This is a genomic window from Branchiibius sp. NY16-3462-2, assembly GCF_001594145.1.
In the GTDB taxonomy this organism is placed as follows: Bacteria; Actinomycetota; Actinomycetes; order Actinomycetales; family Dermatophilaceae; genus Branchiibius.
In genome coordinates this window covers 543,208-568,536 of the sequence record NZ_LVCF01000001.1, presented here as the reverse complement: position 1 = coordinate 568,536, position 25,329 = coordinate 543,208, and the positions used below count along the sequence as shown (strand labels likewise).

The 25,329-nt window shown below is 67.4% G+C and carries 24 protein-coding genes; 13 read left to right on the top strand and 11 right to left on the bottom strand.

The genetic code is table 11. The annotated features are described in order from the left end of the window. Positions 1-21: 21 nt before the first annotated feature. Positions 22-474: a Rid family hydrolase gene (locus AZH51_RS02705; protein WP_291521026.1), complete on the top strand. Its 453-nt coding sequence runs from the start codon at positions 22-24 to the stop codon at positions 472-474. Here AZH51_RS02705 and AZH51_RS02700 read toward each other — a convergent pair. Genes AZH51_RS02700 through AZH51_RS02690 form a run of 3 tightly spaced genes read right to left on the bottom strand, consistent with a single transcriptional unit; the run spans position 471 to position 2,756 of the window. Further along, positions 471-1,274: an aminoglycoside adenylyltransferase domain-containing protein gene (locus AZH51_RS02700; protein WP_291521024.1), complete on the bottom strand. Its 804-nt coding sequence runs from the start codon at positions 1,272-1,274 to the stop codon at positions 471-473. The genes AZH51_RS02705 and AZH51_RS02700 overlap by 4 nt on opposite strands. Continuing rightward, positions 1,258-1,779, bottom strand: a complete 522-nt coding sequence (locus tag AZH51_RS02695; protein WP_291521022.1) for a DinB family protein — start codon at positions 1,777-1,779, stop codon at positions 1,258-1,260. Before AZH51_RS02695 ends, AZH51_RS02700 begins: the two co-directional genes overlap by 17 nt. After that, entirely contained in the window at positions 1,776-2,756 is a 981-nt protein-coding gene (locus tag AZH51_RS02690; protein ID WP_291521330.1) for an o-succinylbenzoate synthase, read from the bottom strand. The genes AZH51_RS02695 and AZH51_RS02690 overlap by 4 nt, the downstream gene beginning before the upstream one ends. 15 nt (positions 2,757-2,771) lie before the next feature. Here AZH51_RS02690 and AZH51_RS02685 point away from each other — a divergent pair, with 15 nt between their 5' ends. From AZH51_RS02685 to AZH51_RS02660, 6 genes are all read left to right on the top strand, one after another. Beyond that, complete coding sequence (locus tag AZH51_RS02685; protein ID WP_291521021.1) at positions 2,772-3,701, top strand: 1,4-dihydroxy-2-naphthoyl-CoA synthase; 930 nt, start codon at positions 2,772-2,774, stop codon at positions 3,699-3,701. 39 nt (positions 3,702-3,740) lie between these two features. Continuing rightward, the gene (locus AZH51_RS02680) at positions 3,741-6,398 is read left to right on the top strand and encodes a glucosidase (RefSeq protein ID WP_291521019.1); all 2,658 of its coding nucleotides are present in this window, start codon (positions 3,741-3,743) and stop codon (positions 6,396-6,398) included. 10 nt (positions 6,399-6,408) lie between these two features. Next, positions 6,409-7,152, top strand: coding sequence for a hypothetical protein (locus tag AZH51_RS02675; protein WP_291521017.1), 744 nt, complete (start codon positions 6,409-6,411; stop codon positions 7,150-7,152). After that, a complete protein-coding gene (locus AZH51_RS02670) occupies positions 7,149-7,769 on the top strand; it encodes an HAD family hydrolase (RefSeq protein ID WP_291521015.1) in 621 nt (206 codons plus the stop codon). The genes AZH51_RS02675 and AZH51_RS02670 overlap by 4 nt, the downstream gene beginning before the upstream one ends. A gap of 79 nt (positions 7,770-7,848) precedes the next feature. Continuing rightward, positions 7,849-8,232, top strand: a complete 384-nt coding sequence (locus AZH51_RS02665; protein WP_291521013.1) for a cold shock domain-containing protein — start codon at positions 7,849-7,851, stop codon at positions 8,230-8,232. 2 nt (positions 8,233-8,234) lie between these two features. Next, entirely contained in the window at positions 8,235-9,017 is a 783-nt protein-coding gene (locus tag AZH51_RS02660) for a DUF3027 domain-containing protein (RefSeq protein WP_291521011.1), read from the top strand. On the opposite strand, the gene zwf is transcribed toward AZH51_RS02660, so the two are convergent. The 4 genes from zwf to AZH51_RS02640 form a co-directional block, all read right to left on the bottom strand. Beyond that, positions 9,014-10,435, bottom strand: coding sequence for a glucose-6-phosphate dehydrogenase (gene zwf, locus AZH51_RS02655; protein WP_291521009.1), 1,422 nt, complete (start codon positions 10,433-10,435; stop codon positions 9,014-9,016). The two genes, AZH51_RS02660 and zwf, sit on opposite strands and share 4 nt — an antisense overlap. 75 nt (positions 10,436-10,510) lie before the next feature. Continuing rightward, entirely contained in the window at positions 10,511-10,693 is a 183-nt protein-coding gene (locus AZH51_RS02650) for a hypothetical protein (protein WP_291521007.1), read from the bottom strand. A gap of 19 nt (positions 10,694-10,712) precedes the next feature. Then, a complete protein-coding gene (locus tag AZH51_RS02645) occupies positions 10,713-10,976 on the bottom strand; it encodes a DUF2530 domain-containing protein (RefSeq protein ID WP_291521005.1) in 264 nt (87 codons plus the stop codon). Positions 10,977-10,986: 10 nt separating this feature from the next. Next, positions 10,987-12,633 carry a DNA repair helicase XPB gene (locus AZH51_RS02640; RefSeq protein ID WP_291521003.1) on the bottom strand — a complete coding sequence of 549 codons (1,647 nt, stop codon included), beginning with the start codon at positions 12,631-12,633 and terminating at the stop codon, positions 10,987-10,989. A gap of 79 nt (positions 12,634-12,712) precedes the next feature. On the opposite strand from AZH51_RS02640, the gene AZH51_RS02635 reads away from it, so the two are divergent. Next, the gene (locus AZH51_RS02635) at positions 12,713-14,662 is read left to right on the top strand and encodes a M13-type metalloendopeptidase (protein ID WP_291521002.1); all 1,950 of its coding nucleotides are present in this window, start codon (positions 12,713-12,715) and stop codon (positions 14,660-14,662) included. Between the two features lie 7 nt (positions 14,663-14,669). On the opposite strand, the gene AZH51_RS02630 is transcribed toward AZH51_RS02635, so the two are convergent. The 3 genes from AZH51_RS02630 to AZH51_RS02620 all read right to left on the bottom strand — a co-directional run bounded on the left by AZH51_RS02630 (position 14,670) and on the right by AZH51_RS02620 (position 18,244). Beyond that, a complete protein-coding gene (locus AZH51_RS02630; RefSeq protein WP_291521000.1) occupies positions 14,670-16,841 on the bottom strand; it encodes a helicase-associated domain-containing protein in 2,172 nt (723 codons plus the stop codon). Next, positions 16,838-17,278: a VOC family protein gene (locus AZH51_RS02625; RefSeq protein WP_291520998.1), complete on the bottom strand. Its 441-nt coding sequence runs from the start codon at positions 17,276-17,278 to the stop codon at positions 16,838-16,840. Before AZH51_RS02625 ends, AZH51_RS02630 begins: the two co-directional genes overlap by 4 nt. Before the next feature lie 93 nt (positions 17,279-17,371). Continuing rightward, entirely contained in the window at positions 17,372-18,244 is an 873-nt protein-coding gene (locus tag AZH51_RS02620) for a glycine-rich protein (RefSeq protein ID WP_291520996.1), read from the bottom strand. A 156-nt stretch (positions 18,245-18,400) separates the two neighbouring features. Here AZH51_RS02620 and AZH51_RS02615 point away from each other — a divergent pair, with 156 nt between their 5' ends. After that, the gene (locus AZH51_RS02615) at positions 18,401-19,354 is read left to right on the top strand and encodes an aldose 1-epimerase family protein (protein WP_291520994.1); all 954 of its coding nucleotides are present in this window, start codon (positions 18,401-18,403) and stop codon (positions 19,352-19,354) included. Next, positions 19,351-21,093, top strand: a complete 1,743-nt coding sequence (gene menD, locus AZH51_RS02610) for a 2-succinyl-5-enolpyruvyl-6-hydroxy-3-cyclohexene-1-carboxylic-acid synthase (RefSeq protein ID WP_291520992.1) — start codon at positions 19,351-19,353, stop codon at positions 21,091-21,093. Before AZH51_RS02615 ends, menD begins: the two co-directional genes overlap by 4 nt. 4 nt (positions 21,094-21,097) lie before the next feature. On the opposite strand, the gene AZH51_RS02605 is transcribed toward menD, so the two are convergent. Continuing rightward, positions 21,098-21,703: a TetR/AcrR family transcriptional regulator C-terminal domain-containing protein gene (locus AZH51_RS02605; protein ID WP_291520990.1), complete on the bottom strand. Its 606-nt coding sequence runs from the start codon at positions 21,701-21,703 to the stop codon at positions 21,098-21,100. Between the two features lie 126 nt (positions 21,704-21,829). On the opposite strand from AZH51_RS02605, the gene AZH51_RS02600 reads away from it, so the two are divergent. Genes AZH51_RS02600 through AZH51_RS02590 form a run of 3 tightly spaced genes read left to right on the top strand, consistent with a single transcriptional unit; the run spans position 21,830 to position 25,272 of the window. After that, the gene (locus AZH51_RS02600; RefSeq protein WP_291520988.1) at positions 21,830-23,272 is read left to right on the top strand and encodes an APC family permease; all 1,443 of its coding nucleotides are present in this window, start codon (positions 21,830-21,832) and stop codon (positions 23,270-23,272) included. Next, positions 23,269-24,864: an amidohydrolase gene (locus AZH51_RS02595; RefSeq protein WP_291520986.1), complete on the top strand. Its 1,596-nt coding sequence runs from the start codon at positions 23,269-23,271 to the stop codon at positions 24,862-24,864. Before AZH51_RS02600 ends, AZH51_RS02595 begins: the two co-directional genes overlap by 4 nt. A 27-nt stretch (positions 24,865-24,891) precedes the next feature. Continuing rightward, positions 24,892-25,272: a PLDc N-terminal domain-containing protein gene (locus AZH51_RS02590; RefSeq protein ID WP_291520984.1), complete on the top strand. Its 381-nt coding sequence runs from the start codon at positions 24,892-24,894 to the stop codon at positions 25,270-25,272. Positions 25,273-25,329 lie beyond the last annotated feature (57 nt).

Sequence of the window (25,329 nt, the reverse complement as noted above, 5' to 3'; positions counted from 1 at the left end):
GCGCCACGACAGAATGGACAGATGGCTCCTGCTGTCCGACTCATTCGCGCCGATGCTCTCAGCGATGTGGCTCAATACGCCTACGCGGCCACCGTGGAACCGGGTGCGCGTCTGGTCTTCCTCGCTGGCGCTTGCCCGCTCGAGCACGATGGATCGATCGCAGCGGTGGGCGACTACACGGGGCAAGCCGCCAAATGCGTTGAGACCCTCACCGAAGCACTCCGGGCAGCCGGCGTCACGATCACGGACGTCGTCAGCACCCGTGTCCTGGTCGCGTCGTCCGAGCGCTCGGATCTGGTTGACGTGTGGCAGGTCGTGCGGGCAGCATTCGGCGATCACGACGTGCCCAGCACCTTGTTGGGCGTCACCGTGCTGGGCTATGAACACCAGCTGGTGGAGATAGAAGCGGTCGCCGCGGTTGCCGATCCTGACGGCAACCAGTTCTGCGTCGCCGGCGGAACCGACGAAGGCTAATCGCGCGAACCGGTGAAGCGCGATTCTTCGATGCGGGCGACCAGGCGACGCATGGTCTCGGCCGCCGCATCAGCGCGGGTCGACCAGTCGTCGGTGGCTTCGCCACGGTAGCCACGCGCGGCGAGGGTGAGCGTCGATCGGTCATCCGGGTCGAGGCTGCCGAGAATGACCTCTACCGCGACGTCCTTCGGATGGATCCGGCCGGTCTCCAACGTCGCCACCATCCGGGCGAGCGTCAGCAGCACGTTTCGCTCGTCCCCTGCGAAATTGCTTTGCAGAGAGGGCAATCCATCGTGCAGGGACTGGAAGAGGTCCGCTTCCGGAACAGGGTCGAGCAGTTGGCGCGGCGGGACACCCCTTACAACAAGCGCGTGGTCCCGGGCACTCGTCACGACAACCGGCAGGTTGGCGTCGATCGCGGGCTGCGGCACATAGCCAGCGAGGTAGTCGTCACGCAACCACTCGCCGTACAGGAAGTCACACGTCGACGGGTATCGCCAGGGCACCACGTCGCGCAGGGCTAGAGAGGTCAGTTCGACGGGGCGTCCCGGGGTGACCGTCGCGCGGGCTCCTGAGACGCGCAGGAGGTAGTCGATCATCGCGCGGCGGGCGCCTTGTGACCAGGACGAGCGAGTTATGACCAGCACGTCGAGGTCGCTTTGCGGGCGTAAGCCGCTGGCGGCCGCCGACCCGACGACCGAAACGGACAGCACCCCGTCCGGATCCAGTTCGTTGAGGAGCTCGACCAGGCCGGTGACCACCGGGTGGCTACGGACGTCGGGCTCAGGCGTCGACGTCATGCAGGTGATGTACGAGGTCGTGAAGGTAGTAGCGAGCCAGTGTGTCGACGGTGAAGATCGATCCGTTGCTGCGGCGACCGGGTCGATCGAGTTGGTCGGCGGTGATGGTGTCGAGGCGGGAGGCGATCTGCTCTGTCGCAGTGGCTAATTCGATGCTCACCGCATCGGGCGACAACGACGCGTAGTCACCGTCGATCGCGGCCGCGTCCTGATCCCAGTTGGCGAAGAGCGGATCGTCCTCGGTCAGTAGCTGCTCGAACCGCTCGTCGAACACGCGGTGGACGTCCCGCACGTGAGCGGCGTACTCGGTCGGTGACCATACGGTGGGTTCGGGCCGCGTCGTCGCATCCGGGCGCGCGAGCCGGTCCTGCCACCGCGGGGTCATCGATCGCACCTGGTCGGCGATGGTCGCGAAGTCGATCTGTGTCGGATCGAATTCGCAGTCCGGGCAGGCCTTTTCGAGGACCCAGGTCCAGTCCTTGGTGTCTGGTTCGATGGAGGTCACAACTCAGCGTAGGCAGCCGCGAGACGCTGCCGCCACCACGTTTCCCGCTCAGGCGCCGCGCGGAGGGATGAGAGACGGTCAGCCGAGGGTCGGCGTACGTCGATCGAACCAGCCTGGGGCACCAGCGGACTGGATGTCACATCACCTGAGAGAAGCTCGACGGTTCCTAAGCCACAGGCGAATTCGAGATCCGGAAGCGCCGCAGCCAACGCGACTCCGGCCGCGATCCCGATCGACGTGTCCAGCGCAGAGGACACCACCGTCGGCAATCCGGCTTCGAGCGCGATGTCGAGGGCAGCCTGCACCCCGCCCAGCGGCGCGACCTTGACCACTGCGATATCCGCCGCGCCCAGCCGGGCCACCAACAACGGATCAGTCGCCTTCCGGATCGATTCGTCGGCAGCCACCCGCAGGTCAACGCCGTTGTTCACCAACGCAATTCGCAGCGATGCCAACTCCTCCACGGTCGCGCACGGCTGCTCGGCGTACTCCAACTCAAAGCCCGACAACGCGGTCAACGCCCACACAGCGTCGTCCAGCGACCAGCCGCCGTTCGCGTCGACCCGGATCCTGCCGGTGGGCCCGAGAAGGGAGCGCACCTCGGCCACGCGGGCCACGTCGTCGTCCAGCGACTGACCACGCTCGGCGACTTTGACCTTGGCCGTGGTGCACCCGTCGTACCGCGCCAGGACCCCAGCGACCTCCGACGCGTCCACCGCCGGCACGGTCGCGTTGACGGGGATCGACGAACGCACCGGCGCAGGCCACGAGCCCCACCCGGCCTCGATGGCGGCCGCCAGCCAGCGCGCGGACTCGGCCGCGTCGTACTCCAGGAACGGCGCGAACTCGGCATCACCCGTCGGCCCGCGCAGGATCATCGCCTCGCGATGGTCGACGCCACGGAAGCGCGTCCGCAACGGAATGGAGACGACGTGCGCACTGTCCTGAAGCTCCTGCAGGTCGATCACGCAGTCCAGCCTAGGGTTGGCCCTGTGACTGATCAGAACCCGTTCGATGAGACCGCCTGGGCGTTGGTGCCCGGCTTCGAGGACCTGACCGACATCACCTACCACCGGTGTGTGCTGGACGGGCCGGCCAGGGGCACGGTGCGGGTGGCCTTCAACCGCCCCGAGGTGCGCAACGCCTTCCGCCCGCACACGGTCGACGAGCTGTATCGCGCGCTCGACCACGCCCGCATGACCCCCGACGTGGGCTGCGTGCTGCTGACCGGCAACGGCCCGTCGGCCAAGGACGGCGGCTGGGCGTTCTGCTCCGGTGGCGACCAGCGGATCCGGGGCCGATCGGGTTACCAGTACGCCGAGGGGGAGACGGCCGAGACCGTCGACCAGGCGCGCGTGAAGGCGGCCGGGGGACGGTTGCACATCCTGGAGGTGCAGCGGCTGATCCGCACGATGCCCAAGGTCGTGATCGCCGTGGTCAACGGCTGGGCCGCCGGCGGCGGGCACTCGCTGCACGTGGTGTGCGATATGACGATCGCCTCCCGCGAGCACGCCCGCTTCAAGCAGACCGACGCGGACGTGGGCTCCTTCGACGCGGGGTACGGGTCGGCGTACCTGGCCAAGCAGGTCGGTCAGAAGTTCGCCCGGGAGATTTTCCTCCTGGGCCGGACGTACGACGCGGAGACGATGCAGCGCATGGGCGCGGTCAACATCGTGGCGGACCACGCGGACCTTGAGAAGGAGTCGCTGCAGGTGGCGGCCGAGATCAACGGCAAGTCGCCGACGGCACAGCGGATGCTGAAGTTCGCCTTCAACCTGACCGACGACGGCTTGATGGGTCAGCAGGTCTTCGCGGGCGAGGCGACGCGGTTGGCGTACATGACCGACGAAGCGGTGGAGGGTCGCGACGCGTTCCTGGAGAAGCGCGACCCTGACTGGTCGGAGTTCCCCTGGTACTTCTAAACCTGCGCCTAGGGCTACCAACTCCAGGACACTCGACCTATGACGGGTTCTGATCCGCTGAAGACCGCTGAACACCGCCGGCTCGCCGAGGCGACCGGCCGTGCGGAAGACTCGCTGTCCGAGGCAAATCCCTGGTACGAGTGGGGCCCCTATCTGGCCGAGCGAGCGTGGGGATCGGTCCGCGAGGACTACAGCGCCGACGGCGACGCGTGGGCCAGCTTCCCGCACGACCAAGCCCGCTCCCGGGTCTACCGCTGGAACGAAGACGGCATGGCGGGGATCTGCGACGTCCGTCAGGAACTGTGCCTATCCCTGGCGCTGTGGAACGGCCGCGACCCGTTCCTGAAGGAGCGGATGTTCGGCCTCAGCGGGCCGCAGGGCAATCACGGTGAGGACGTCAAGGAGTACTGGTGGTACCTGGAAGGACTGCCCAGTCATGCGCTGCTGAAGTGGCGTTATCACTACCCGCAGGCGGAGTTCCCCTACGAACAACTCGTTGCTGAAAACGCCCGTCGCACAAGGCAGGACCCCGAGTTCGAGCTAATGGATACAGGTGTCTTCGACGACGGCAGGTTCTGGATCGTCGACGTCACCTACGCCAAAGAGTCGCCCACCGATCTGTTCATGCGGATCGACATCACCAATCACGGTCCGGACCAAGCCACCCTGCACGTCCTTCCCACCTTCTGGTTCCGCAACACCTGGCGGTGGACCGACGCGCAGCCGCCAGCGCTGTCCCTCGACGGCACGACCATCGTGTCGGACCATCCGATCGCCGGCGGGTACCGGTTCGACGTCGAGCCCGGGTCTGATCCGCGAATCCTGTTCTGCGACAACGAAACCAACCCTGACGTCCAGGACGGCGCACCACGACGCTCGGCGTACCCCAAGGATGGGATCAACGATCACGTCGTCTCGGGCGCACCCACCGTCAACCCTGACCAGCGGGGCACGAAGGCGGCGTTCTGGTTCGAGCCGACCGTGGGTGCGGGCCAGACGGTGACCCTGCGACTCCGGTTGCACCGTCCAGTGGACGAGCCGACCAGTTGGGACGCCGCGCTGTGCGATTCCGTTGTCGCCCAACGGATCAACGACGCCGATGAGTTCTACGCGGCGATCGGCAAGGACCTCGACGACGAACGCCGGCTGGTGCTACGACAGGCGTCGGCCGGGCTGGTCTGGAGCAAACAGATCTACCCCTACCGCGTGAGTCGATGGTTGGACGGCGATCCTGCCGAACCGCCCCCGCCACCGGAACGAGAAACCGGTCGCAACGCCAATTGGCGCCACCTGGACGCGTTCGACATCCTCGCCATGCCCGACCCGTGGGAGTACCCCTGGTTCGCCGCCTGGGACCTCGCCTTCCACTCGATTGCCTGGGCCCACCTGGACCCGGCGTTCGCGAAGTACCAGCTCACCGTCCTGTTGCGGGAGTGGTTCCAACACCCCAACGGTGCGCTACCGGCGTACGAGTGGGACTTCGACGACGTCAACCCGCCGGTCCACGCGTTCGCGACCCTGCGCGTGTTCCTCATCGACGGCGCCCGGGACCGCGCCTTCCTCGAGCGCATCTTCCAGAAGCTGATGCTGAACTTCACCTGGTGGCTCAATCGCGAAGACCCCAGCGGTCACAACGTTTTCGGTGGCGGCTTCCTCGGCCTGGACAACATCAGCCCGGTCGACCGGTCGCATCTGCCCCCCGGTGTCACGATCGAGCAGGCCGACGGCACCGCCTGGATGGCGATGTATTCGGAGAACATGCTGCTGATCGCGCTCATGCTGGCCGAGCAGAACGACGTCTACGACGACATGGTCGTGAAATTCCTCGAACAGTTCCTGCTGATCGCCGATGCGCTGGATGACGCCCATCTCTACGACCCGGCCGACGGGTTCTTCTACGACCGGTTGACTGACGCCGCCGGGCAGCAGATCCCGATCAAGGTGCAGACCCTGGTGGGCATGATCCCGCTGCTCGCCTCCGTGTCACTTCCGCCGGAGCAGGTACGGCGTCTGGCGGTCCTGGAGAAGCGCACCGCCCGCCGACTGGATGACTCCGAGCGCAGCCCTGCCCAGCGGGAGCACAACCTTGGTCGTGTCCCGCGGGTAGCAGGAACCGACGGGGTCCTGATCTCCCTGGTCACACCGGACATGGCGAGCACCGCCTTGCGGCACGTCTTCGATGAGCAGGGATTCCTCTCCCCGCACGGCCTGCGGTCGGTGACCAAAAGGCTGTCCACGCCGTACGTCGTGCCCGGACTTCCCAGCGCGGTCATCGATTACGAGCCCGGCGAGTCCACGACCGACATGTACGGCGGCAACTCCAACTGGCGCGGTCCGGTGTGGCTGCCCACCAACTATCTGGTGGTGCGCACGCTGGTGCGGTACGACAAGGTGCCCGGCTCCCGGTTCACCGTCGAATACCCCACCGGCTCAGGCGTACAGCGCTCGATGGACGACATCGCTACCGACCTGGCCGACCGCCTGGTGGGGATCTGGTTGCCCGGCCCGGACGGCCGCCGCCCGGTGTGGGGAGGCGATCCGCGGTTCGCCGACGATCCCGCCTGGCGCGACAACCTGCTGTTCTTCGAGTACTTCCACGGCGATACGGCAAAAGGTCTGGGTGCCAGCCACCAGACCGGCTGGACCGCCCTGGTGGTCGATCTGCTGCTCGACCCGCCCGGCCGCGCGGCGGGCTAGGCTCCCGACCATGCAACCCAAACGTCGTGGTCTGTGGCTGACCATCATCGGAGCAATCATCATGCTCCCGGTCGCCTTCGCGATCTTCCTGGCCGGCACGGTGTTCGGGGTCAAGAACATGGCCAACCTGGTCAAGGAGGCCCCGGTCGTCGCCGCGGGCTCCACCCACGACTTCGCCGCAAACACCACCGTCGCGATGTTCGGCGACGCCACCGGTTCGTCCTGCTCGGTGACCGATCCGGCCGGTAGCCCGGTGACGGTCGAGAACTCCACGAGTGGTTCGGTCAAGGAGGGCGACAGCACGTTCAACCTGCTCGGCTCGTTCACGACGACCGACGCCGGCGCCTACAAGATCGACTGCGGCTCTGTTGACGTGAGCGTGCTGAGTGGCAAGGACGCCGCGGACGTCAGCAAGAAGTTGCTCATGCCGATCTTCGTCGGCTTCGGTGGTGCCTCGCTGGCCGGCCTGATCGGCCTGGGACTGCTGATCACCGGCATCGTGAAGCTGGTGCGTTCCAACCGCGAGCGCACCGCGTGGAGTCAGCAGCAGGCGTACGCCGGTGGGTACGGCGCGCCCACCGGATATCCGTACGGCCAGCCCCAGCAACCCCAGCAATACGGCCAGGCCCCGCAATACGGCCAGCCCCAGCAATACGGCCAACCGCAGCAGCCGCCGCAGGCACCGCAGTACGGGCAGCAGCAGACGCCCCCACCTGCGCCGGGTTCAGACCAGCAGCCACCGACCCAGCAGTGAGCTTCGTTGTCGGCTTCGACCTGGACATGACCCTGGTCGACTCGCGCGCCGGCATCGTGGTCTGTATGCAGCGCACGCTGGCCGACCGTGGGGTCGAGGCCAGCGACGAGCAGTTGTGGCCGCTGATCGGCGCTCCGCTGGCGGACAACCTGGCCCAGTTCCTACCGCCCGACCAGGTCCCGGAGGCGGTGGAGCAGTATCGGTCGCTCTACCCCCGCCTGGCCGTCCCGATGACGACCGCACTGCCCGGTGCGCACGAGGCCTTCGCCGCGATCCGCGAGCACGGCGGCCGCCCCATGGTGGTCAGCGCGAAATACGAACCCGCCGTGCATGAAGTGCTGGACCAGGTCGACCTGCATCCGGACATCGTCGTCGGGGATGCCTTCGGTGCCGGCAAAGCAGTCCCGATCCGGGAGCATCACGCCACGATCTTCGTCGGGGACCACGAGGGTGACATGGCGGGAGCCGTGGCCGGGGGAGCATTCGCCCTCGGCGTGCTCACCGGACCCCACGACGAGGCGAGGTTGCGGGCGGCCGGCGCCCGGTCCGTCGTACCCGATCTGCGCAGTTTCGGCCCGTGGCTGAACGATTATCTGTCCGGCCCGCCCGCGCGTTAGCCTTAAGGACCGGCACGTTTCGGCGTGCCCTCATGACGTTCGGGTGAGAGCCCGATAACCCAGCACAACGAGGTGGACAGTGCCTTCCGGCAAGGTGAAGTTCTTCGATTCCGACAAGGGATTCGGTTTCGTATCCGGCGACGACGGCCAGGACGTGTTCCTGCCCTCCAGTGCGCTGCCCGCTGGCACCACGGCGCTCAAGAGCGGCACCCGCATCGAGTACTCCGTGGCCGAGGGCCGGCGCGGCGCCCAGGCGCTGAGCGTCACGCTGACCGAGCCGACGGTCTCGCTGGCCGCCCGCAGCCGCAAGCCGGCTGACGACATGGCGATCATCGTCGAGGACCTGATCAAGTTGCTCGACAACGTCGGCGGCAGCCTGCGCCGGGGTCGCTACCCCGACAAGGCCCAGGCCGGCAAGGTGGCCGCCGTGATGCGCGCCGTTGCGGACGATCTGGACGCCTGACCATGACCGTCGAGGTGCGTGAGAAGCCGAAGAAGGCCAAGGCCGAGAAGGCCGACAAGGTCCTGCTCGGCGCGGTCGATCTGGCCCGGGCCGCGCTGCTCGACATCACCCCCGCCGACACGATCGGGGAGCATCAGGGCGCCGAGATGATCGGCGAACGACTGGCCATGCACCACTTCGCCTACACCGCCAAGGGGTACGTCGGGTGGCACTGGACCGTGTCCGTCGCCCGGGCGCCCCGGCAGAAGTTTGCGACCGTGTGCGAGGTCAACCTGCTGCCCGGCGGTGGCGCGATCCTGACCCCCGATTGGGTCCCGTACGCCGAGCGGTTGCGTCCCGGTGACATCGGCGCCGGGGATGTCACGCCGTACGTCGAGGACGATCCGAACCTGGAGTTCGGATTCGAGGCCAGCGGTGACGAAGAGGTCGATGAGATGGCCTTCTTCGAGTTGGGTCTGGGCCGGCGCCGGGTGCTCTCACGGGAGGGCCGGGAGGCCGCCGCCCAGCGCTGGTACGACGGCTCGCACGGCCCGCGCTGCGCGGTCGCCGTCGAGGCACCGGCGCACTGCACGACCTGCGGCTACTTCCTGCCGATGCCGGGCGCGCTACGGCCGGTGTTCGGGGTGTGCGCCAACGAGTGGTCGCCGTCCGACGGGTCGGTCGTCTCCCTCGACCACGGCTGCGGCGCGCACAGTGAGGTCGATGTGACCGCGCGCGAGCCGGAGCAGGTCGAGCCGGTGCGACTGGACGACTTCGAGCTCGAGGTCGAGACGGTCGAGCTCTAGGGTCGCCACTTCCGCTCGAAGGGCAGCCGCCACGCCCGCGGTGCCACGAGTTGGTGGATCTGGTTGGGCCCCCACGACCCGGCCGAGTAGGGCCGCACCGGTGGTGGATTGTCGAGCAACGGCTGGCTGAGCTCCCACACCCGCTCGATGCCCTCGGCACTGGTGAAGAGGGTGTGATCACCGCGCACCGCGTCGTAGATCAGTCGCTCATAGGCCTCCAACACCGACCCGGTCCAACTGGTGTCCTCCACGCTGAACTGCATGGACAGCTTGTCCAGCCGGAACCCGGGCCCCGGGCGCTTGCCGTAGAAGGACAGCGACAGTTTGGAGTGGTCGGCCAGATCGAAGGTCAGGTGGTCCGGCCCGTGCTCACCGACGCCGGACCCGGCCGGAAACATTGATTTGGGCGGCTCGCGGAAGGCGATCGAGATGATCCGCTGGCCCTGCTCCATCTTCTTGCCGGTCCGCAGATAGAACGGCACGCCCGCCCACCGCCAGTTGTCGATGCGGCAGCGCAGCGCGATGAACGTCTCGGTCTCCGACTCCGGGCTGACGCCGGGCTCGTCGCGATACCCGACGTACTGACCGCGGACAACGTCGCTGGGCAGGATCGGCAGCATCGAGCGGAAGACCTTGTTCTTCTCCTCGGTGATCGCCCCCGGCTCCAACTCGGTGGGCGGCTCCATCGCGGTGAAGGCCAGCACCTGGAACAAGTGCGTGACGACCATGTCGCGGAACGCGCCGGTGTTCTCGTAGAACGCCGCGCGCCCTTCCAGCCCGAGCGCTTCGGGTACGTCGATCTGGATGTGCTCGATGAAGTTGCGGTGCCAGATGGGCTCGAACAAACCGTTGGCGAAGCGGAACGCCAGGATGTTCAGCGCCGCCTCTTTGCCCAGGAAGTGGTCGATCCGGAAGACCTGCTCCTCATTGAAGACCTCATGGACGGCCGCGTTGAGCTTCTTGGAGGAGGCCAGGTCGGTGCCGAACGGCTTCTCCATGATGACCCGGGATCGCTCGACCAGGTCGGCGTCGGCGATCATCTGGATGACGTTCAACGCGGCCTTCGGCGGGACGCTGAGGTAGTGCAGTCGCCGGGGCGTATCGGTGAACTCGGCCTCAGCCTCATCGACGGTCTTCTTCAGCCCGGCGGGGCCGTCCTGGCTGCGAACGAAGTACAGCCGCTTGGCGAAGTCCTCCCACACCGCATCGTCCGGGTTGTGGGAGGAGAACTCCGCGACCGCCTTGGCAGCGAACTCCACGAAGCTGTCCCTGGTGTAGTCCTCCATCGAACTGCCGACGATTCGCAAGTCGTTCAGCAGGCCGGTCTGGAACAGGTGCAGCAGCCCCGGTAGGAGTTTGCGTCGCGACAAATCGCCGGTCGCGCCGAACAGGATGATCGTGGTGGGCCGTTCCGCCATGGATCCAGCGTCCTGGCTCAGAAGGCCAACCGGAAGACCTGGCGTGAAAACGTCAGGTTACGAATTACTGGCTGATCAGGGAGTCGGTCCGCCGAAGCCGCCGCCGAAACCCGAGTTCCCGTCAGTCTGCTGGATGCGGGTACGCGCTACTTCGTAGTCGACATCCTTGGAGGCCATCCCGCGGTTGCTGCCACCGCCGATGAATACAAACAAGCCGATCAACACAACGGGGATCAGAATGGCGATGAGCACGCCCATGGCGGTTGTCCTTTCGGTGTCAGCGCGGTGCTGACGAACCAAAGTCAACACCTTGGGCGTTTCCACGTCCAGCGGCCAAGTAGGCCCATGCGAAGAACCCGAGAACGAACCCGGTCAGCGCGATCCAAGGCCAGTCCTTCTTGTCCCCGGTGTGCAGCGCCGGAACGATCCACGTGATCACGAACGCCACTGCCCAACAGGCGATTCCGACGAGCAGCACCTTCTTGGTGTCCACGCGGACGGGAGGGGGCGGCGTACGTTGGAAGATCGGGTCGTCGCTCACGGGGTTCAGCCTAGGCGAGCGCGGGCAGGTCGTCGGCGTCGACGATGCGGTAGGCGTACCCCTGCTCGGCCAGGAACCGCTGGCGGTGGGCCGCGAACTCGGCGTCGACGGTGTCGCGGGCGACCACGGTGTAGAAGTGCGCTGTGCGGCCGTCGCCCTTCGGTCGCAGGACCCGGCCCAGCCGCTGGGCCTCCTCCTGGCGGGAGCCGAACGTGCCGGACACCTGGATCGCCACGCTCGCCTCGGGTAGATCGATCGAGAAGTTGGCCACCTTGCTGACCACGAGCAGGGAGATCTCGCCCTCGCGGAACTGCTGGAAGAGCTTCTGGCGCTGGTTGACCGGCGTGTCACCGGTGATGATGTCGGCGTTCAGCCGGCCGGCCAGAGTCTCGAGTTGGTCGAGGTACTGCCCGATCACCAGCGTCGGCTCACCGCGGTGCTGCTCGACCAGTTGCTCCACGACCCGGTCCTTGGCGGGCGCGCACGAGGCGAAGCGATAGCGCTCGTCCGGTTCGGTGGTCGCGTAGGCCAGGCGATCCGACTCGGACAGCGTGACCCGGACCTCGACGCAGTCGGCAGGGGCGATGTAACCCTGGGCCTCGATGTCCTTCCAGGGTGCGTCGTAACGCTTCGGGCCGATGAGGCTGAAAACGTCTGACTCCCGGCTGTCTTCGCGCACCAACGTCGCGGTCAGACCGAGCCGTCGACGCGCCTGCAGATCGGCGGTCATCCGGAAGATGGGCGCTGGCAGCAGGTGCACCTCGTCGTAGACGACCAGACCCCAGTCACGGGCGTCGAGCAGCTCCAGGTGCGGGAAGACGCCTTTGCGCTTGTGGGTGAGCACCTGGTACGTCGCGATGGTCACCGGCCGGATGTCCTTGCGGGCACCGCTGTACTCGCCGATCTCCTCCTCCGTCAGGGAGGTGCGCTTCAGCAACTCATCGCGCCATTGGCGGGCCGAGACGGTGTTGGTCACCAGGATCAGCGTCGTGGCGCCGGCCTTGGCCATGGCGCCCGCGCCGACGATGGTTTTGCCTGCACCACAAGGGAGTACGACGACCCCCGAGCCGCCGTGCCAGAACCCGTCGACCGCTTGTTCCTGGTAGGGGCGCATGTCCCAACCCTCGGTCCGCAGGCTGATCGCGTGCGCCTCGCCATCGACGTACCCCGCCTCATCCTCGGCGGGCCAGCCCACCTTGATCAGCTGCTGCTTGATGGCGCCGCGCTCCGAGGGATGCACCAGGACGCGGTCGTCGGCGACGCGCTCACCCACCAGCGGGGTGATCTTCTTGTGCCGCAGGATCTCCTCGAGCACCGCCCGGTCGGTCGAGATCAGCAGTAACCGGCCGTCGTCGTCCTTGACCAGCCGCAACCGGCCGTAGCGGTCCATCGTGTCGGCGATATCGATCAGCAGCGCGTTGGGCACCGGGTAGCGGCTATAGGTGATCAGGGTGTGCACGACCGTCTCGGCGTCGTGACCCGCGGCGCGGGCATTCCAGAGGCCCAGCGGGGTGATCCGGTAGGTGTGCATGTGCTCCGGAGCGCGCTCCAACTCCGCGAACGGAGCGATCGCCCGGCGAGCGTCACCGGCCTGGGGGTGGTCGACCTCCAACAGCACGGTCTTGTCGCTCTGGACGATCAGCGGTCCGTCGGTCATGGGTGTCCTTTCCGGAAAGGGTGCAACCTATCGAACGCCAATGAACCCCGATTCTCTTCCCGCGTTTAATATGGCGCCTATGAATTCGGGGATCACCAATACGTTCGACCCGTCGGTCCGCGCTCAGGACGATTTCTTCGAGCACGTCAACGGCGAATGGATCAAGAGCACCGACATCCCGGCGGACCGTGCCCGCTACGGCGCGTTCGACCGGTTGCGCGAGGCTTCTGAAGCCGCGATGCGCGAGTTGATCGAGACCGCCGCCGCGACCGACGCCGAGCCGGGCACCGAGCAGGCGAAGGTGGGAGATCTCTACCGCTCGTTCATGGACACCGACCGCATCGAAGCCGTCGGCAGCGAACCGTTGAAGGACGACCTAGCGACGATCGCCGCCGTGCACGACGTCCCCGGTCTGATCGAGCAGTTCGGCCGCCTGGCCCGCCAGGACGTCTGGGGACCGGTTGCGATCTACGTGTCGGCCGATGCGGGTAACCCCGAGGAGAACATCGCCTACCTGGAGCAGTACGGCCTGGGTCTGCCCGACGAGTCGTACTACCGCGAGGATCAGTACCAGCCGATCCGGGAGAAGTACATCGCGCATATCGAGAAGCTGCTCAACCTGGCCGGGCATGAGGCAGCCGCCAAGCATGCGCAGGGCATCTTCGACGTGGAGCACCTGCTCGCGTCCTCGCACTGGGACAACGTCGCCAGCCGGGACGCCGTGCGCACCTACAACAAGTCCACCTTCGCCGATCTGCAGCAGTTGGCGCCGAACGTCGACTGGACCGCGTTCCTCACCGCCCTCGACGCGCCGGCGGGCGCTTTCGACGCGGTCGTGGTGCGCCAGCCCAGCTTCCTGACGGGCCTGTCCGCGGCCCTGGCGGATCTGCCGATCGAGCAGTGGAAGGACTATCTGTCCTGGCGGCTGATCAGCTCCCGGGCGCCGTACCTCACCGAGGCCATCGTGCAGGAGAGCTTCGACTTCCACGGCCGGACGCTGTCCGGGGTGCCGGAGTTGAAGGAGCGCTGGAAGCGCGGCGTGGGGCTTGTGGAGGACGCGCTGGGTGAGGCGGCCGGTCAGTTGTACGTCGCGGCGCACTTCCCGCCGCGCGCCAAGGAGCGCATGGGCGAGTTGGTCGCCAACCTCATCGAGGCCTACCGCCGCGACTTCGAGTCGCTTCCCTGGATGGGGGAGAAGACCCGTGCCCAGGCGCTGGAAAAGCTGGGCAAATTCACCCCCAAGATCGGTTACCCCGACAAGTGGCGGGACTATTCGAGCCTGAGCATCGAGTCCGACGATTTGATCGGAAACGTACGCCGCGCAGCAGAGTTCGAGATCCACCGCCAGTTGGACAAGATCGGCAAACCGATCGACCGCACGGAATGGTTGATGACCCCCCAGACGGTCAACGCCTATTACCACCCGGTGATGAACGAGATCGTCTTCCCCGCTGCGATCCTGCAGCCGCCGTTCTTCGACGTGGATGCCGACGACGCGGTCAACTACGGCGGCATCGGTGCGGTGATCGGTCACGAGATCGGCCACGGCTTCGACGACCAGGGCTCGCGCTACGACGGCAACGGTGCGTTGCGGGACTGGTGGACCGAGGAGGACCGCTCGCGATTCGACGCGCTGGCCAAGAAGCTGATCGACCAGTTCAACGAGCAGTCACCGGCAGATGCCCCCGACGTCAAAGTCAACGGTGCTCTGACGATCGGCGAGAACATCGGTGATCTGGGCGGTCTCACGATCGGCTACAAGGCGTATGAGATCTCCCAGGAATCCACCCCTGCCATCGAACTGGACGGGTTCACCCCCGCGCAGCGGTTCTTCATCGGCTGGGCACAGGTGTGGTGCGGCAAGGCGCGTGAAGCCGAGGCCAAGCGGCTGATCGCCATCGACCCGCACTCTCCGGCCAACTGCCGCTGCAACGTCGCCCGCAACCTCGTAGAGTTCCACGAGGCGTTCGGCGTGACGGAAGGAGACGGCATGTACCTTCCGGAGGACCAGCGGGTCCGCATCTTCTGAGGCAGGGTCAGGCGGGAGCGACGCCCAGGATCCGGTGCAGGGCGATCGTGCGCCGCTGTCCATCGACAGCGCCCACGACCCGTCCTCCCGCGACCTGCTCCGGCTGCAACAACGCTCGGTGCACGTCACCGGTGGGGTCGGAATAGCCGATCCATACCGGCATCCGACCGGCTGCGGCGTCCTGCAGGGTGGCGAGGGTGACCGCCGGGTCGGTCGATGCGATGCGTGGCCCCTCGGAGGAATCGGGATGCCGGCGTAGTCGGGCGACCGCCTGCGCCGCAACGTCCGGGGTGACGCTGTCGACGATGACCGCAGTAGCAAGCGGGCGCGGATCCGCGCGCGGTTGGCGACGCACGCCGACGATCGAGACGCCGTCGGGTGTCTCGGCGATCGGCGAATGTCCTTGTTCGCGAAGCACATCCAGGACCGTCTCAGCGGCAACCGGTGACACGAGGACGGTGGGCGCGATCTGCCGCAGGCGCAGGATCCCGGTACGCGGGTCGGCCATCATCGACTGGAGGGCGGCGGCGTCGTCGCTGCGGATATAGCTGGATGTCCCCCCGACCCGGGTCTGGCCGTGCTGTCGTGCCGCATCGTTGATGAGGTACTCGACCGGTTGTGGGATCGGTGCCGGAGATACGCTCTGCAGCCGGCCCAGGATGTCAGCCGCACTGAGTCCACGGTCGAAACCGCGCCGCAGGCTGGCCGGAGTGATCCGGAAAACCGTTGCGCCACCGCTTGATTCGACGGCCAGGACCAGATCGGCGAACCTGCGCAGGTCGTCCGAGAGCGCTCCGGGGGCCACGACTGTGTGGTCGGCCTGGACCAGGAGCAGGTCCTGAGGGGGAGGCAGGCTGCTGTCGAGGGCGGAGGCGATGGCCGACTCGTCGGCTGCGGGGTCCGCGAGCACTTGTCCTGCGGGGGTGAGCGCGTGTCCGGCGGTGGCGCCCAACCACTCTGCCTCCTGGAGCAACTCACCGGCTCGCGTGGGCGCACCGGGCGGCAGTCGCAGTGGTCGCAGCCACTGCAGCGCATGAGTCATCGCTTCCGTCGAATACCCGCCGTCGCTGCTCGCGAGAACCTCCAGGATGTCGCGGCGGCGAGCCCGCATCATCGGCCAATGCACCTCTGCCCCAAGGGCGTTGATCTTCCCTTTGTCACCAGTGCTGCCGACGAGAAAGGCAGCGCGCGGGCTGTCCCGCCAGGCCAGGGCCAGCCGTGCCCAGCGCAACGCGGTGTCGCGGCGCAGCCACTCGTCGTACTCCGTGGTGGGTAGCCAGACCGGCTCGTCGGCGTCGTCGGAGGCGATCAGGTCGGCGGCGTAGGCAAGTTCGATCAGGAACGCGGTGAACGCGGGGTCTTGGTCCAGTCGCTCGGAGGTGAGCTTCAGATCCCGCGCGCCCAGGCCGCCGGTGCGCAACACCCGTGGTGGCTCCTGTTGCCAGAAGGAGGCCAATCGCTCCAGTTGCCAGAGCAATTCACGGATCGCGACGGCTGCGCCCGCTCGCGCCCGGTCCGGTGGGATGGACAGGTTCGCGGTGGGCAGGCCGGTGAGGCCGCCGTCGACCAGCCGGCCGCCGCGCAACCAGAGTCCGACCTCGCGGGGCACCGTGCCGGTGGACTCCTCGGTGCGCACCATGAACCCGGCAGAGACCAACTCATCCAGTACGCCGATCGCGGACGCCCCGTCGAACCCCGCCTTGGCCGGGCCCCAGCGGAGGCGTTCCAACGCGGCGCGGGCCGGCTCGGACAAGGCCTCGAACCGCTCCGGCAGATCGGCTGGCGGACGGTAGTTCTCGATGGCGCTCGCGGCCGGGCCGAGACCGGCCGGCTCGGGGAGGAGTTCGCTGACCACCCGGGCCGGACGCAGACCTTCGGGCGATCGCCAGACCAACGCGCTACCCCACAACTGCTCGAGTTGCGCGGCGCCGTCCGCGCCGAGCAGCGTGGTGGGGTCACCGACCAGGAGTGCTTCGAGGACATGCAAAGTGTCGGCGTGCAGGGACTCCAGTGCACGCAGCGCACTGGGTCGTGAACCCGCGCGGGCCGCCAGCGCGGTCAGATCGGCGGGCACCGGCCGCGCCAGATCCGGGCGGGCCAGCAGGAGTTCGACAAGCGCGGTGTCGTCGCGCGATCGGATGTCGTCGGCGTAGCTTCGCGCCGTCGTCGGGCCCGTCATCGATGCGTGCGAGCGGCGGCGGCCCGGCCCGCGGCGACCAGTTGGTCACCGAGTTCGCCGGGCAGATGGGCGACTTCCCAATGAAAGCCGTCGGGATCGACGAAGTATCCGCTGTAACCGCCCCACTCGCGGCGGATAGCGGGGGACACCTCAACGGCGCCGGCTGCCTGCGCCGACCGCAGGACGTCATCAACCTCATCGTCGCTCGGGACGTTGTGGGCAAGGGTCACCGGAGCCAGACCATCCACGGGTGTGCCGACTTCCGCGACAAAGCTGCTGCGCTCCCATAACGACAGCACCAACCCGTCGCCGACCCGCAGGAAGATGACGTCCTGCTCGTCGAGCTCTGCCTGCCAGCCCAGGCCGGTGAGGAAGAAATCCCGGCTGCGCGCGAGATCGCTGACGGCGAGGGTGATGAAGGAGAGGTACTGCTGCACCGATCCAGCCTACGGGCCCCAGTTGTCCAGCCAGGTAAGAACGGCGGTCCGGTGCCCCCGATGCACCGGACCGCCCGTCTTGGATTGGCCGGATTAGTTGTCCGCCCAGGTGAGAACGACCTGACCGTTGGAGACGCTGTTGTCGCCGCGTTCCTTGATCCCGGTGTTGGTCATGCCGTAGGTGGCCGACGAGCCTGATCCGCCGCCACCGCCGCCCGAGAGGGCCTTGCCGCCCCCGCCGGCGCCGCCGCCTTGGAGGCCGCCGCCGCCGCCTCCGCCGTTGCCGCCGAGTCCGGAGCCGCCCAGGCCGCGGGCGCCGTGACCGCTGGCCTGATCGGCTGCCGTTCCGGCCGAGCCACCCGGGCCGACTCCCGCGTTGCCGTTCTGGCCGCTCCACCCTGCCCCGGCGTTACCCCCACCCCCAACGGCATAGCCGCCACTGGCCCCTCCGTCGCCGCCACCGCCGGCAGCGATCAGGACGGTGTGTAGGTCATAACCGTCGGCGTTCTCGATCTGGATCGTGGTGGCCCCACCGCCAGCGGCACTGGTCCGCAAATAGTCGGATGATGCGCCGTTACCGTTGCCGCCGCCCATGCCCAGACCACCCCAGCCGCCGCGCGGATCGTGGGTGTTCGTGCCAGCGGCTTGTCCCATCCCGCCGACCGAGATCCCGATCTTCTGACCCGGCGTGACCGGGATCATGCCGGAAACGTCGGCCCCGGCGCCTTCTACCGGGTTGGACGCATTTTCCACGCCGCCGTCGCCGCCGATGGCGTTGATGTTCAGCTCGTGGACGCCCGCGGGGACGGTGACCCACTGGACGTTGCCGGTGTAGTTGACGGTCTGCGGTGCCGGTGGGGTGTCTGCGTGCGCGCCGGGCGCCATGCTCAGTCCTGCGCCGCCGAGCGCGGCGACCGCTGCTACCGAGCAGATGCTCCGTGTGACGAATGTGCTGCTGGCTTTCATGGCGACTCCTTGGTCCTGGGGCCTGCTTGCTGCCGGCCGATGACTCCACCCTCCGCCGGATCAATCGGGTCGACCTTCGGCTGATGCGCCGATCGACCGGGTGAATCGACCGTCCCCCGATCGGGGGACCCGCCCGGGACGTGTCAGGATCGAGCCATGGGTCAGGTAGCGATTCCGCCGAGCGGTGAACAATGGACGATCAGCGCGCCGGCGGACGATAACGGGCCGGGTGCAGCCGCGATCATCACCCAGGTCGGCGCCGGTATCCGGGTGCTCAAGGTGGGCGGTGAGCCGGTCCTGCACGGCTACCCGCTGCAGAGCAAAGCCGACGGGGGCCGCGGACAGTTGTTGATGCCCTGGCCCAACCGGATCCGGGACGGCAAGTACACCTTCGACGGGGTCAGCCAGCAGTTGGCGTTATCCGAACCCGGCCGCGGCAACGCCTCCCACGGGCTGGTGCGATGGGCGTTGTGGAGCCTTGAGGAGCTGGCGGATTCATCCGTCACTTTGTCGTATCTTCTACTGCCGCAGCAGGGTTGGGATGCGTGTCTGCGGATCAAGGTCCGCTACACGGTGATGAGCAACGGCCTGGAGGTCGCCACCAAGGTCACCAACGTGGGCACCACGAAGGCACCGTTCGCCTACGGCGCCCACCCCTACCTGACGACCGGTGAGACGACGGTCGACGAGGTGACGTTGACCGTCCCGGCCGGACGGAAGATCGACGTCGACGACCGGTTGATCCCGACCGGCTCGTCCCCGGTCGGGGAGGGCACCGACTTCCGCGCCGGCGCACCGATTGCCAACACCGTGCTGGACACCGCGTTCACCGACCTGGAACCGGGGGACGACGGCAGGTGGCGGGTCAGCATCCAGCGGGGCGATCGGCGTACGACGATCTGGGCCGACGCGGGAACGTTCGGCTACCTGCAGGTCTTCACCGGGGACTCACTGCCCCCGGAGCGCAAGCGGCGCTCCGGCGTCGCCGTCGAACCCATGTCGGCGCCGGCGAACGCCTTTGCGTCCGGGGAGTCCCTGACCGTCCTGCGCCCCGGCGATGTGTGGTCGGGCACGTGGGGAATCAGCGCCTCCGGGAGAATGCCAGCGTGAACCCCTCGACCGCGCTGGCGACAGTGCTCGTGGACGAGTTGATCCGGCAGGGCGTGCGCGACTTCGTCGTGTGCCCCGGGTCGCGATCAGCTCCCTTGGCGTACGCCGCGCTGGCGGCTGAGCAGGCCGGCCGCGCGCGCCTGCATGTGCGGGTCGACGAACGATCCGCCGCCTTCCTCGCATTGGGGTTGGCGAAGGTGAGCCGCCAACCGGCCGCGGTCATCACCACCAGTGGTACGGCCGTCGCCAACCTGCACCCCGCCGTCCTGGAGGCGTCCCACGGCAACGTGCCGTTGCTGCTGCTCACGGCGGACCGGCCGGCCGAGCAGCGCGGCAGCGGCGCCAACCAGACCACCGACCAGGTCAAGATCTTCGGTGGGATGACGCGCTGGTTCCACGAGTTCTCCGCCGCCGGCCGACGCCCTGGTCAACAGGGCCAGTGGCGCTCGGTGATCGGCCGGGCGGTTGCCGAGTCCTGTGGTCACCCGTCGGGCGACCCGGGCCCGGTGCACCTCAACGTCAGTTTCCGCGAACCGCTGACGCCGGATACCGATCCTGCGGGATGGTCCGAGTCATTGGACGGCCGGCCGCACGGTGAGGCGTGGCTGAGTCTGCGCTCACCGGTGCGTCACGAGGCGGCCGGCGCCGGTCCGGGTATCGCACCGGTCCCGCGGACGCTGCTGGTCCTTGGCAGTCTCGCCGATCCGGCCCGGGCCGGCGAGATCACCGAACTCGCGGACGTCGCGGGGTGGCCGATCATCGCCGAGCCGGCCGGACTGTTCCGCCGCGCGCGGGTCACGCCGCACGGGCCGTTGCTGTTGTCAGCGACGGACTGGCTGGAGGCAAACCTGCCCGAACGCGTCCTCGTCGCGGGATCGGTGACCCTGGATCGCCGGGTGCTGGCGTTGCTGAGTCGCCCGGAGGTGACGGTCGAGGTCGTGACCGCTCTGACCAGTTGGGCCGACCCGGTGCACGCCGTCCATCGCGTTCACGACTGGGCTGACATCCAGCGCAGTCACCGGGTCGTGGCCGGGTGTGTCGACCGGGCGTGGGCGTCGCGCTGGCGGGCGGCTGGCGCGGTGGTTGCCGCCACCGCCGGACCGATTGTCGAAGCGTCCTGGCCCAGTGGGCCGGCGGTCGCCCGGACGGTTGCGAACAATCTGCCGGAGCAGGCGCTGCTCTTCGTGGGAGCCTCGAGTGCGGTGCGGGATCTGGACATCTCGCGGGAGCCGGCCCGGATCGCCAAGGGCGTTGTGACAGTAGGAAATCGGGGACTGGCTGGCATCGACGGTTCGGTCTCCAGCGCCATCGGTGCGGCGCTCTCGCAACCGGACCGGCCGGCGTACGCCCTCATGGGGGATCTCACGTTCCTGCACGACACCAACGGATTGTTGATCGGCCCGAACGAGCCGCTGCCCGATCTGACCATCGTGGTCGTCAACGACGACGGGGGCGCCATCTTCAGCACGCTGGAGGTGGGTGCGCCGGAATACGCCGGATCCTTCGAGCGGATCTTCGGCACCGCCACCGGTGCCGACATCGCCGGTGTGTGCGCCGCGCACCACGTGGCGCACCGGATGGTCGACACCGCAGCCGACCTGGCCGACGCGATCAAGGCCACCCCACAAGGTCTGACCGTGCTCGAGGTCCGGGTACCGCGCACGGATGCGCGCCGGCTGCGCCGCGATCTCGCGGCTGCGGTCGAGACGGCACTGACAGCAGACTCAGCCGGCCAATAGCGCTCTACTGCTGGGGAAGTCGGGCGCGCAGGCCGTCGATGAGTACACGCAGTCCGAACTCGAACGACTGATCAGCCCGTTCGCGGCCTCGCGGCGCTGCTTCGGTGACTGCGCGCATCCGGGCCTGCCAGTGCGGGCTGGTCCAGAGGGTAGGCGGAGCAGCCATATCCAGCGCGGAGCCGAGGGCAAAGTTGTCGATGGCAGTGATGGCGTCCAGGATCTGCTCATCGGGGAAACCGGCGTTATGCATCGTTGCCGCGAACTCCTCATACATCCGGGCGCTCGCCGCCGATGCCAGGGGGACCGTCGCGAGCAGGGGGACGACCGCCGGATGGTCGGAAAGGATCGCGCGGTAGAGGCGGATACCGTCGGAAAGGCCCTGTTCCCAGGGTAATTCGCGGAACGGGGGAATGGTCTCGGGGATCAGGCTGTCGCGGACCAGGGAGATGATCTCCTCGCGCCCGCCCACGTGGTTGTAGAGGGACGACGGGCGGACCGACAGGCGTCTGGCGACGGCGCCGATGGTGAACTCGCCGATGCTGTCGATGAGTTCCAGCGCTGCCTGGGCGATCTTGTCCGGCGACAGGATGGGTTCAGAGGGACGGGGCATAGACAGCCATTCTGCTTCCGTTGTCGGCTCGGTCACATCGAAACGTCGCTCTTGCCGAATTACGAGACACGGCACATCATGATGCGCATACTAAAACGAACGTCATTCGTTTATGGGAGAAATCCGATGGCCGGCACCGAACTCAAGGCGAACTCGCTGGGTACAGCGGGCATCACCTTCATGGTGGTGTCTGCTGCGGCGCCGCTGACGGTGATGGCCGGCGTCGCTCCGATCGCGCTGGCGATCGGTGGCATGGGGGTACCTCTGGGTTACCTGGCTGCCGGCCTGATCCTGATCATCTTCGCGGTGGGTTTCACTGCGATGGCGCGCGACCTGCCCGGCTCGGGCGGCTTCTTCTTCTATATCGGGCACAGCCTGGGTGGGGTCGTTGGTTACGCCTCCGCGATTGTTGCGCTCTTCTCCTACAACGCCCTGCAGATCGGTGTCTACGGCCTGTTCGCGGTGCAGGTGCAGGACACGCTGCAACAGCTGGTCGGCGTGCACATCAACTGGATCGTGCTGGCGATCATCGCGGTTGCGGCCGTCTGGGCACTTGCGTACCGGGGCATCGACGTCGGTGCCAAGGTCCTGGCGGTCCTGATCGTCGCCGAGAGCGCCATCCTGGCGGTCATGGGGGTGGCCATCGTGCTGCACGGGGGCGCCCACGGACTGAGCCTGGCCGGGTTCGCGCCGCGGAATCTGGCTGAGCCGGGAGTCCTTGCGATCCTCGGGGTCTGCTTCGCGGCGTTCATGGGGTTCGAATCCACCGCGCTCTATCGCGCGGAGGCCCGCGATCCGCGACGGACCATCCCCCGAGCAACCTATGCGGCAGTGATCTTCATGGCGGTCTTCTACGCGTTCGTGGTGTGGTCGGTGGTGCAGGCCTACGGTGACCAGCAGATCCAGGCCGTCGCCGAGCATCGCCAGGCCACCTTGTTCTTCGACACCATCGGTCACTACGTCGGCGGGTGGGCCAAGACGGCGATGTACCTGCTGATCGTCACCAGCGTCTACGCCTCCCAGCTGGCGTTCCACAACGCCATCAACCGGTACGGGCATGCCGTGGCGATGGTCGGGGGCCTACCGCGCGGGCTGGCCAGGACACGGCCAGGTTCGGGATCGCCGTACGTCGCGGGGATGGTCCAGAGTCTGCTCGCCGTGGGCGTCATCGGGCTGTGCGCTCTTCTGCGGGTCAAGCCCTATCCCGACCTGCTCATCCTGGTGAACACCCCTGGAGTTGTTGGGATCATCGGTTTGCAGTTCCTGGTCGCCGTCGCTGCCGTCGTCTATTTCGCGCGGCGCGGTGGGTCGGCCGCGCTGGTCGCCGTCTCCGCGCTGGCGGCGCTGCTGATGGCGGGGGTCATCTGGCAGTTCACCCAGCACATCGAGGTCTTCACAGGTGTCGCCGGGGCACTGGACGCCGTCCTGATTGCCGTGGTTCCCGTGCTGTTCGTCGCCGGGTTGCTCGCGGCACTCCTGCTGCGGCGACTGCGTCCCGGGGTCATCCGGCAGATCGGCCCCGGTCCGGATCCAACCGAAACCGTCCAACTCGCAGGGGTGCCGAAATGAGCAGTAACACCATCGTTCTCGCGGACACGATCCATACGCTCGACGACAGTATGGCCGCGCCGAAAGCCATCAACATCAGTGAAGGTCGCGTCGTCGCCCTCGGCAACCGCGCAGACGCTGCGGACTGGCTCAATCCGTCGACCGAGATCGTCGACCTGGGTGATGCGACAATCGTTCCGGGGCTGATCGACGAGCACGTCCACCCCGTCATGGGGGTCGCGCTGACCACCGGGCCGGACCTGCACGACGCCGCCAACCCGGCCGGGTTGAGGGATCTCCTGCAGGCAGAATTGCGCCGACTGGGGCACACTGACTGGCTCCTTGCCTGGGGTCTTGAGCCCAAGACGCTGCCACCGGATTTGCTGCACCGTCGGTCGTTGGACGCCATCGCGCCCGGCCGGGCGACTGTAGTGCGGTTCTTCGACGGCCACGGCATGGTGGTGTCCAGCGAGGCGCTGCGCCGGGCAGGGATCGAAGGCCCGCGTGAGTTCACGGACCGGTCGGAGATCGAATGCGACGCGGACGGGCCCACCGGCGTCCTGCAGGAGATGCAGGCGATGGACCTGATCAACAACGTCCTGCCGCCTCCCGACCCCGCCGCTCTGGCGGGCGCGGTCGCAGATCGCCTGCGGCAGATGGCAGCTCAGGGCTTAACGGCCGTCCAGGCCATGGAGCATGTGCCCGGGGCATCTGGGATCTACGCCGGGATCGAGTCCCACCTTGGTGGCCTACCGGTGCGCATCCGGGCTTTCCCTTGGTGCACACCGGGATTGGGCCCGGCCGGGTGGCAACAGATCGCTGATCAGATGACCGAGGGAGGAGAGCGCTGGCAGGTCGGGGGAGTCAAGCTCTTCATCGACGGCACCATCGACAACGGCACCGCGTGGCTGAACCAGCCGGACACACACGGCCAGTCCACCCAGTCAGTGTGGCCCGACCCGGAGGAGTACGCCGCGGCGATCGCGTTCTTCGACGAGCGGGGCATCCCGACCGCGACGCACGCTATCGGTGACCACGGTGTCCGGTTCGCCCTGGAGGCGATCGGCCGGACCGGTCGCGTTGCCCGGCACCGGATCGAGCACGTCGAGTCGATCCCGGATGACGTCATCGCCCAGTTCGCCGCCAGCGGTGTGAGCGCAGGGATGCAACCGACACACTGCACCCAGTTCACCTCCTCCGACGGCCAGGACAACTGGTCCCAGCGACTGGGTCAGCAGCGCGCTGCCCATGCATGGCGGATCAAGGACCTGCTACGAGCTGGTGTGCCCGTGGCCATCGGGTCGGATTGGCCCATCGCTGGCCATGACCCGCGGCGCATCATGGCCGCGGCCCGTCACCGGATGCGCACAGGGGACCGATCCCAGAGCAGTCTTGATGCACAGCAGTCAATTTCAGCGCTCGCTGCCTTGACCGCCTATACCCGGACAGCGGCTTGGTCGGTGGGAGAGGAAGACCTCGGTGTGATCAGGGTGGGCAGCCGTGCCGCCCTTACCGCGTTCGAGGTAGACCCGCTGCGTGCGGAACCCCAAGAATTCGCGACCGCACCGGTCGTGCTCACGATGGTCGACGGCGACGTCGTCCATCGCAGTTGAAGTGTCCAACACACGAAAGGTCCCGTCATGCACGAGTTCTGGCAGTTCTTGCTCTATGTGATCTACATCTTCGTTTTCATCGCCTACCTCATGATCATGTTCCAGATCGTCGTCGATCTCTTCCGTGACCATGAACTAAGCGGTTGGGCCAAGGCGGCTTGGGTGGTGGGCCTGATCCTGATCCCGGTGCTGACCGCGCTGGTCTACATCATCGCTCGGGGTGACGGCATGGCCCGCCGGCAGATGTCACGCGCCGCAGAAGCGGAAAACCAGGCACGCGCCTACATCCGGGACGCAGCTGGTCGTAGCCCGGCACAAGAGATCAGCGACGCGAAACAACTTCTGGATAGCGGCGCGATCACGCCCGACCAGTATGAGGTCCTCAAGACCAGGGCGCTGAGCATATAAGTCAGATCGTCCATCGGAGCTCCGTGAGGGGTCGAAAGGGCAACGTTTTGGTGAACA

Bases quoted from the DNA above. Each gene is read 5' to 3' on its own strand.
- AZH51_RS02660 (WP_291521011.1), top strand. From the start codon at position 8,235: ATGACCGTCGAGGTGCGTGAGAAGCCGAAGAAGGCCAAGGCCGAGAAG.
- AZH51_RS02620 (WP_291520996.1), bottom strand. From the start codon at position 18,244: ATGAAAGCCAGCAGCACATTCGTCACACGGAGCATCTGCTCGGTAGCA.
- AZH51_RS02590 (WP_291520984.1), top strand. From the start codon at position 24,892: ATGCACGAGTTCTGGCAGTTCTTGCTCTATGTGATCTACATCTTCGTT.
- AZH51_RS02635 (WP_291521002.1), top strand. From the start codon at position 12,713: ATGAATTCGGGGATCACCAATACGTTCGACCCGTCGGTCCGCGCTCAG.
- AZH51_RS02675 (WP_291521017.1), top strand. From the start codon at position 6,409: ATGCAACCCAAACGTCGTGGTCTGTGGCTGACCATCATCGGAGCAATC.
- AZH51_RS02595 (WP_291520986.1), top strand. From the start codon at position 23,269: ATGAGCAGTAACACCATCGTTCTCGCGGACACGATCCATACGCTCGAC.
- AZH51_RS02600 (WP_291520988.1), top strand. From the start codon at position 21,830: ATGGCCGGCACCGAACTCAAGGCGAACTCGCTGGGTACAGCGGGCATC.
- AZH51_RS02630 (WP_291521000.1), bottom strand. From the start codon at position 16,841: ATGACGGGCCCGACGACGGCGCGAAGCTACGCCGACGACATCCGATCG.
- AZH51_RS02680 (WP_291521019.1), top strand. From the start codon at position 3,741: ATGACGGGTTCTGATCCGCTGAAGACCGCTGAACACCGCCGGCTCGCC.
- AZH51_RS02705 (WP_291521026.1), top strand. From the start codon at position 22: ATGGCTCCTGCTGTCCGACTCATTCGCGCCGATGCTCTCAGCGATGTG.
- AZH51_RS02615 (WP_291520994.1), top strand. From the start codon at position 18,401: ATGGGTCAGGTAGCGATTCCGCCGAGCGGTGAACAATGGACGATCAGC.
- AZH51_RS02640 (WP_291521003.1), bottom strand. From the start codon at position 12,633: ATGACCGACGGACCGCTGATCGTCCAGAGCGACAAGACCGTGCTGTTG.
- AZH51_RS02650 (WP_291521007.1), bottom strand. From the start codon at position 10,693: ATGGGCGTGCTCATCGCCATTCTGATCCCCGTTGTGTTGATCGGCTTG.
- AZH51_RS02700 (WP_291521024.1), bottom strand. From the start codon at position 1,274: ATGACGTCGACGCCTGAGCCCGACGTCCGTAGCCACCCGGTGGTCACC.
- AZH51_RS02605 (WP_291520990.1), bottom strand. From the start codon at position 21,703: ATGCCCCGTCCCTCTGAACCCATCCTGTCGCCGGACAAGATCGCCCAG.
- zwf (WP_291521009.1), bottom strand. From the start codon at position 10,435: ATGGCGGAACGGCCCACCACGATCATCCTGTTCGGCGCGACCGGCGAT.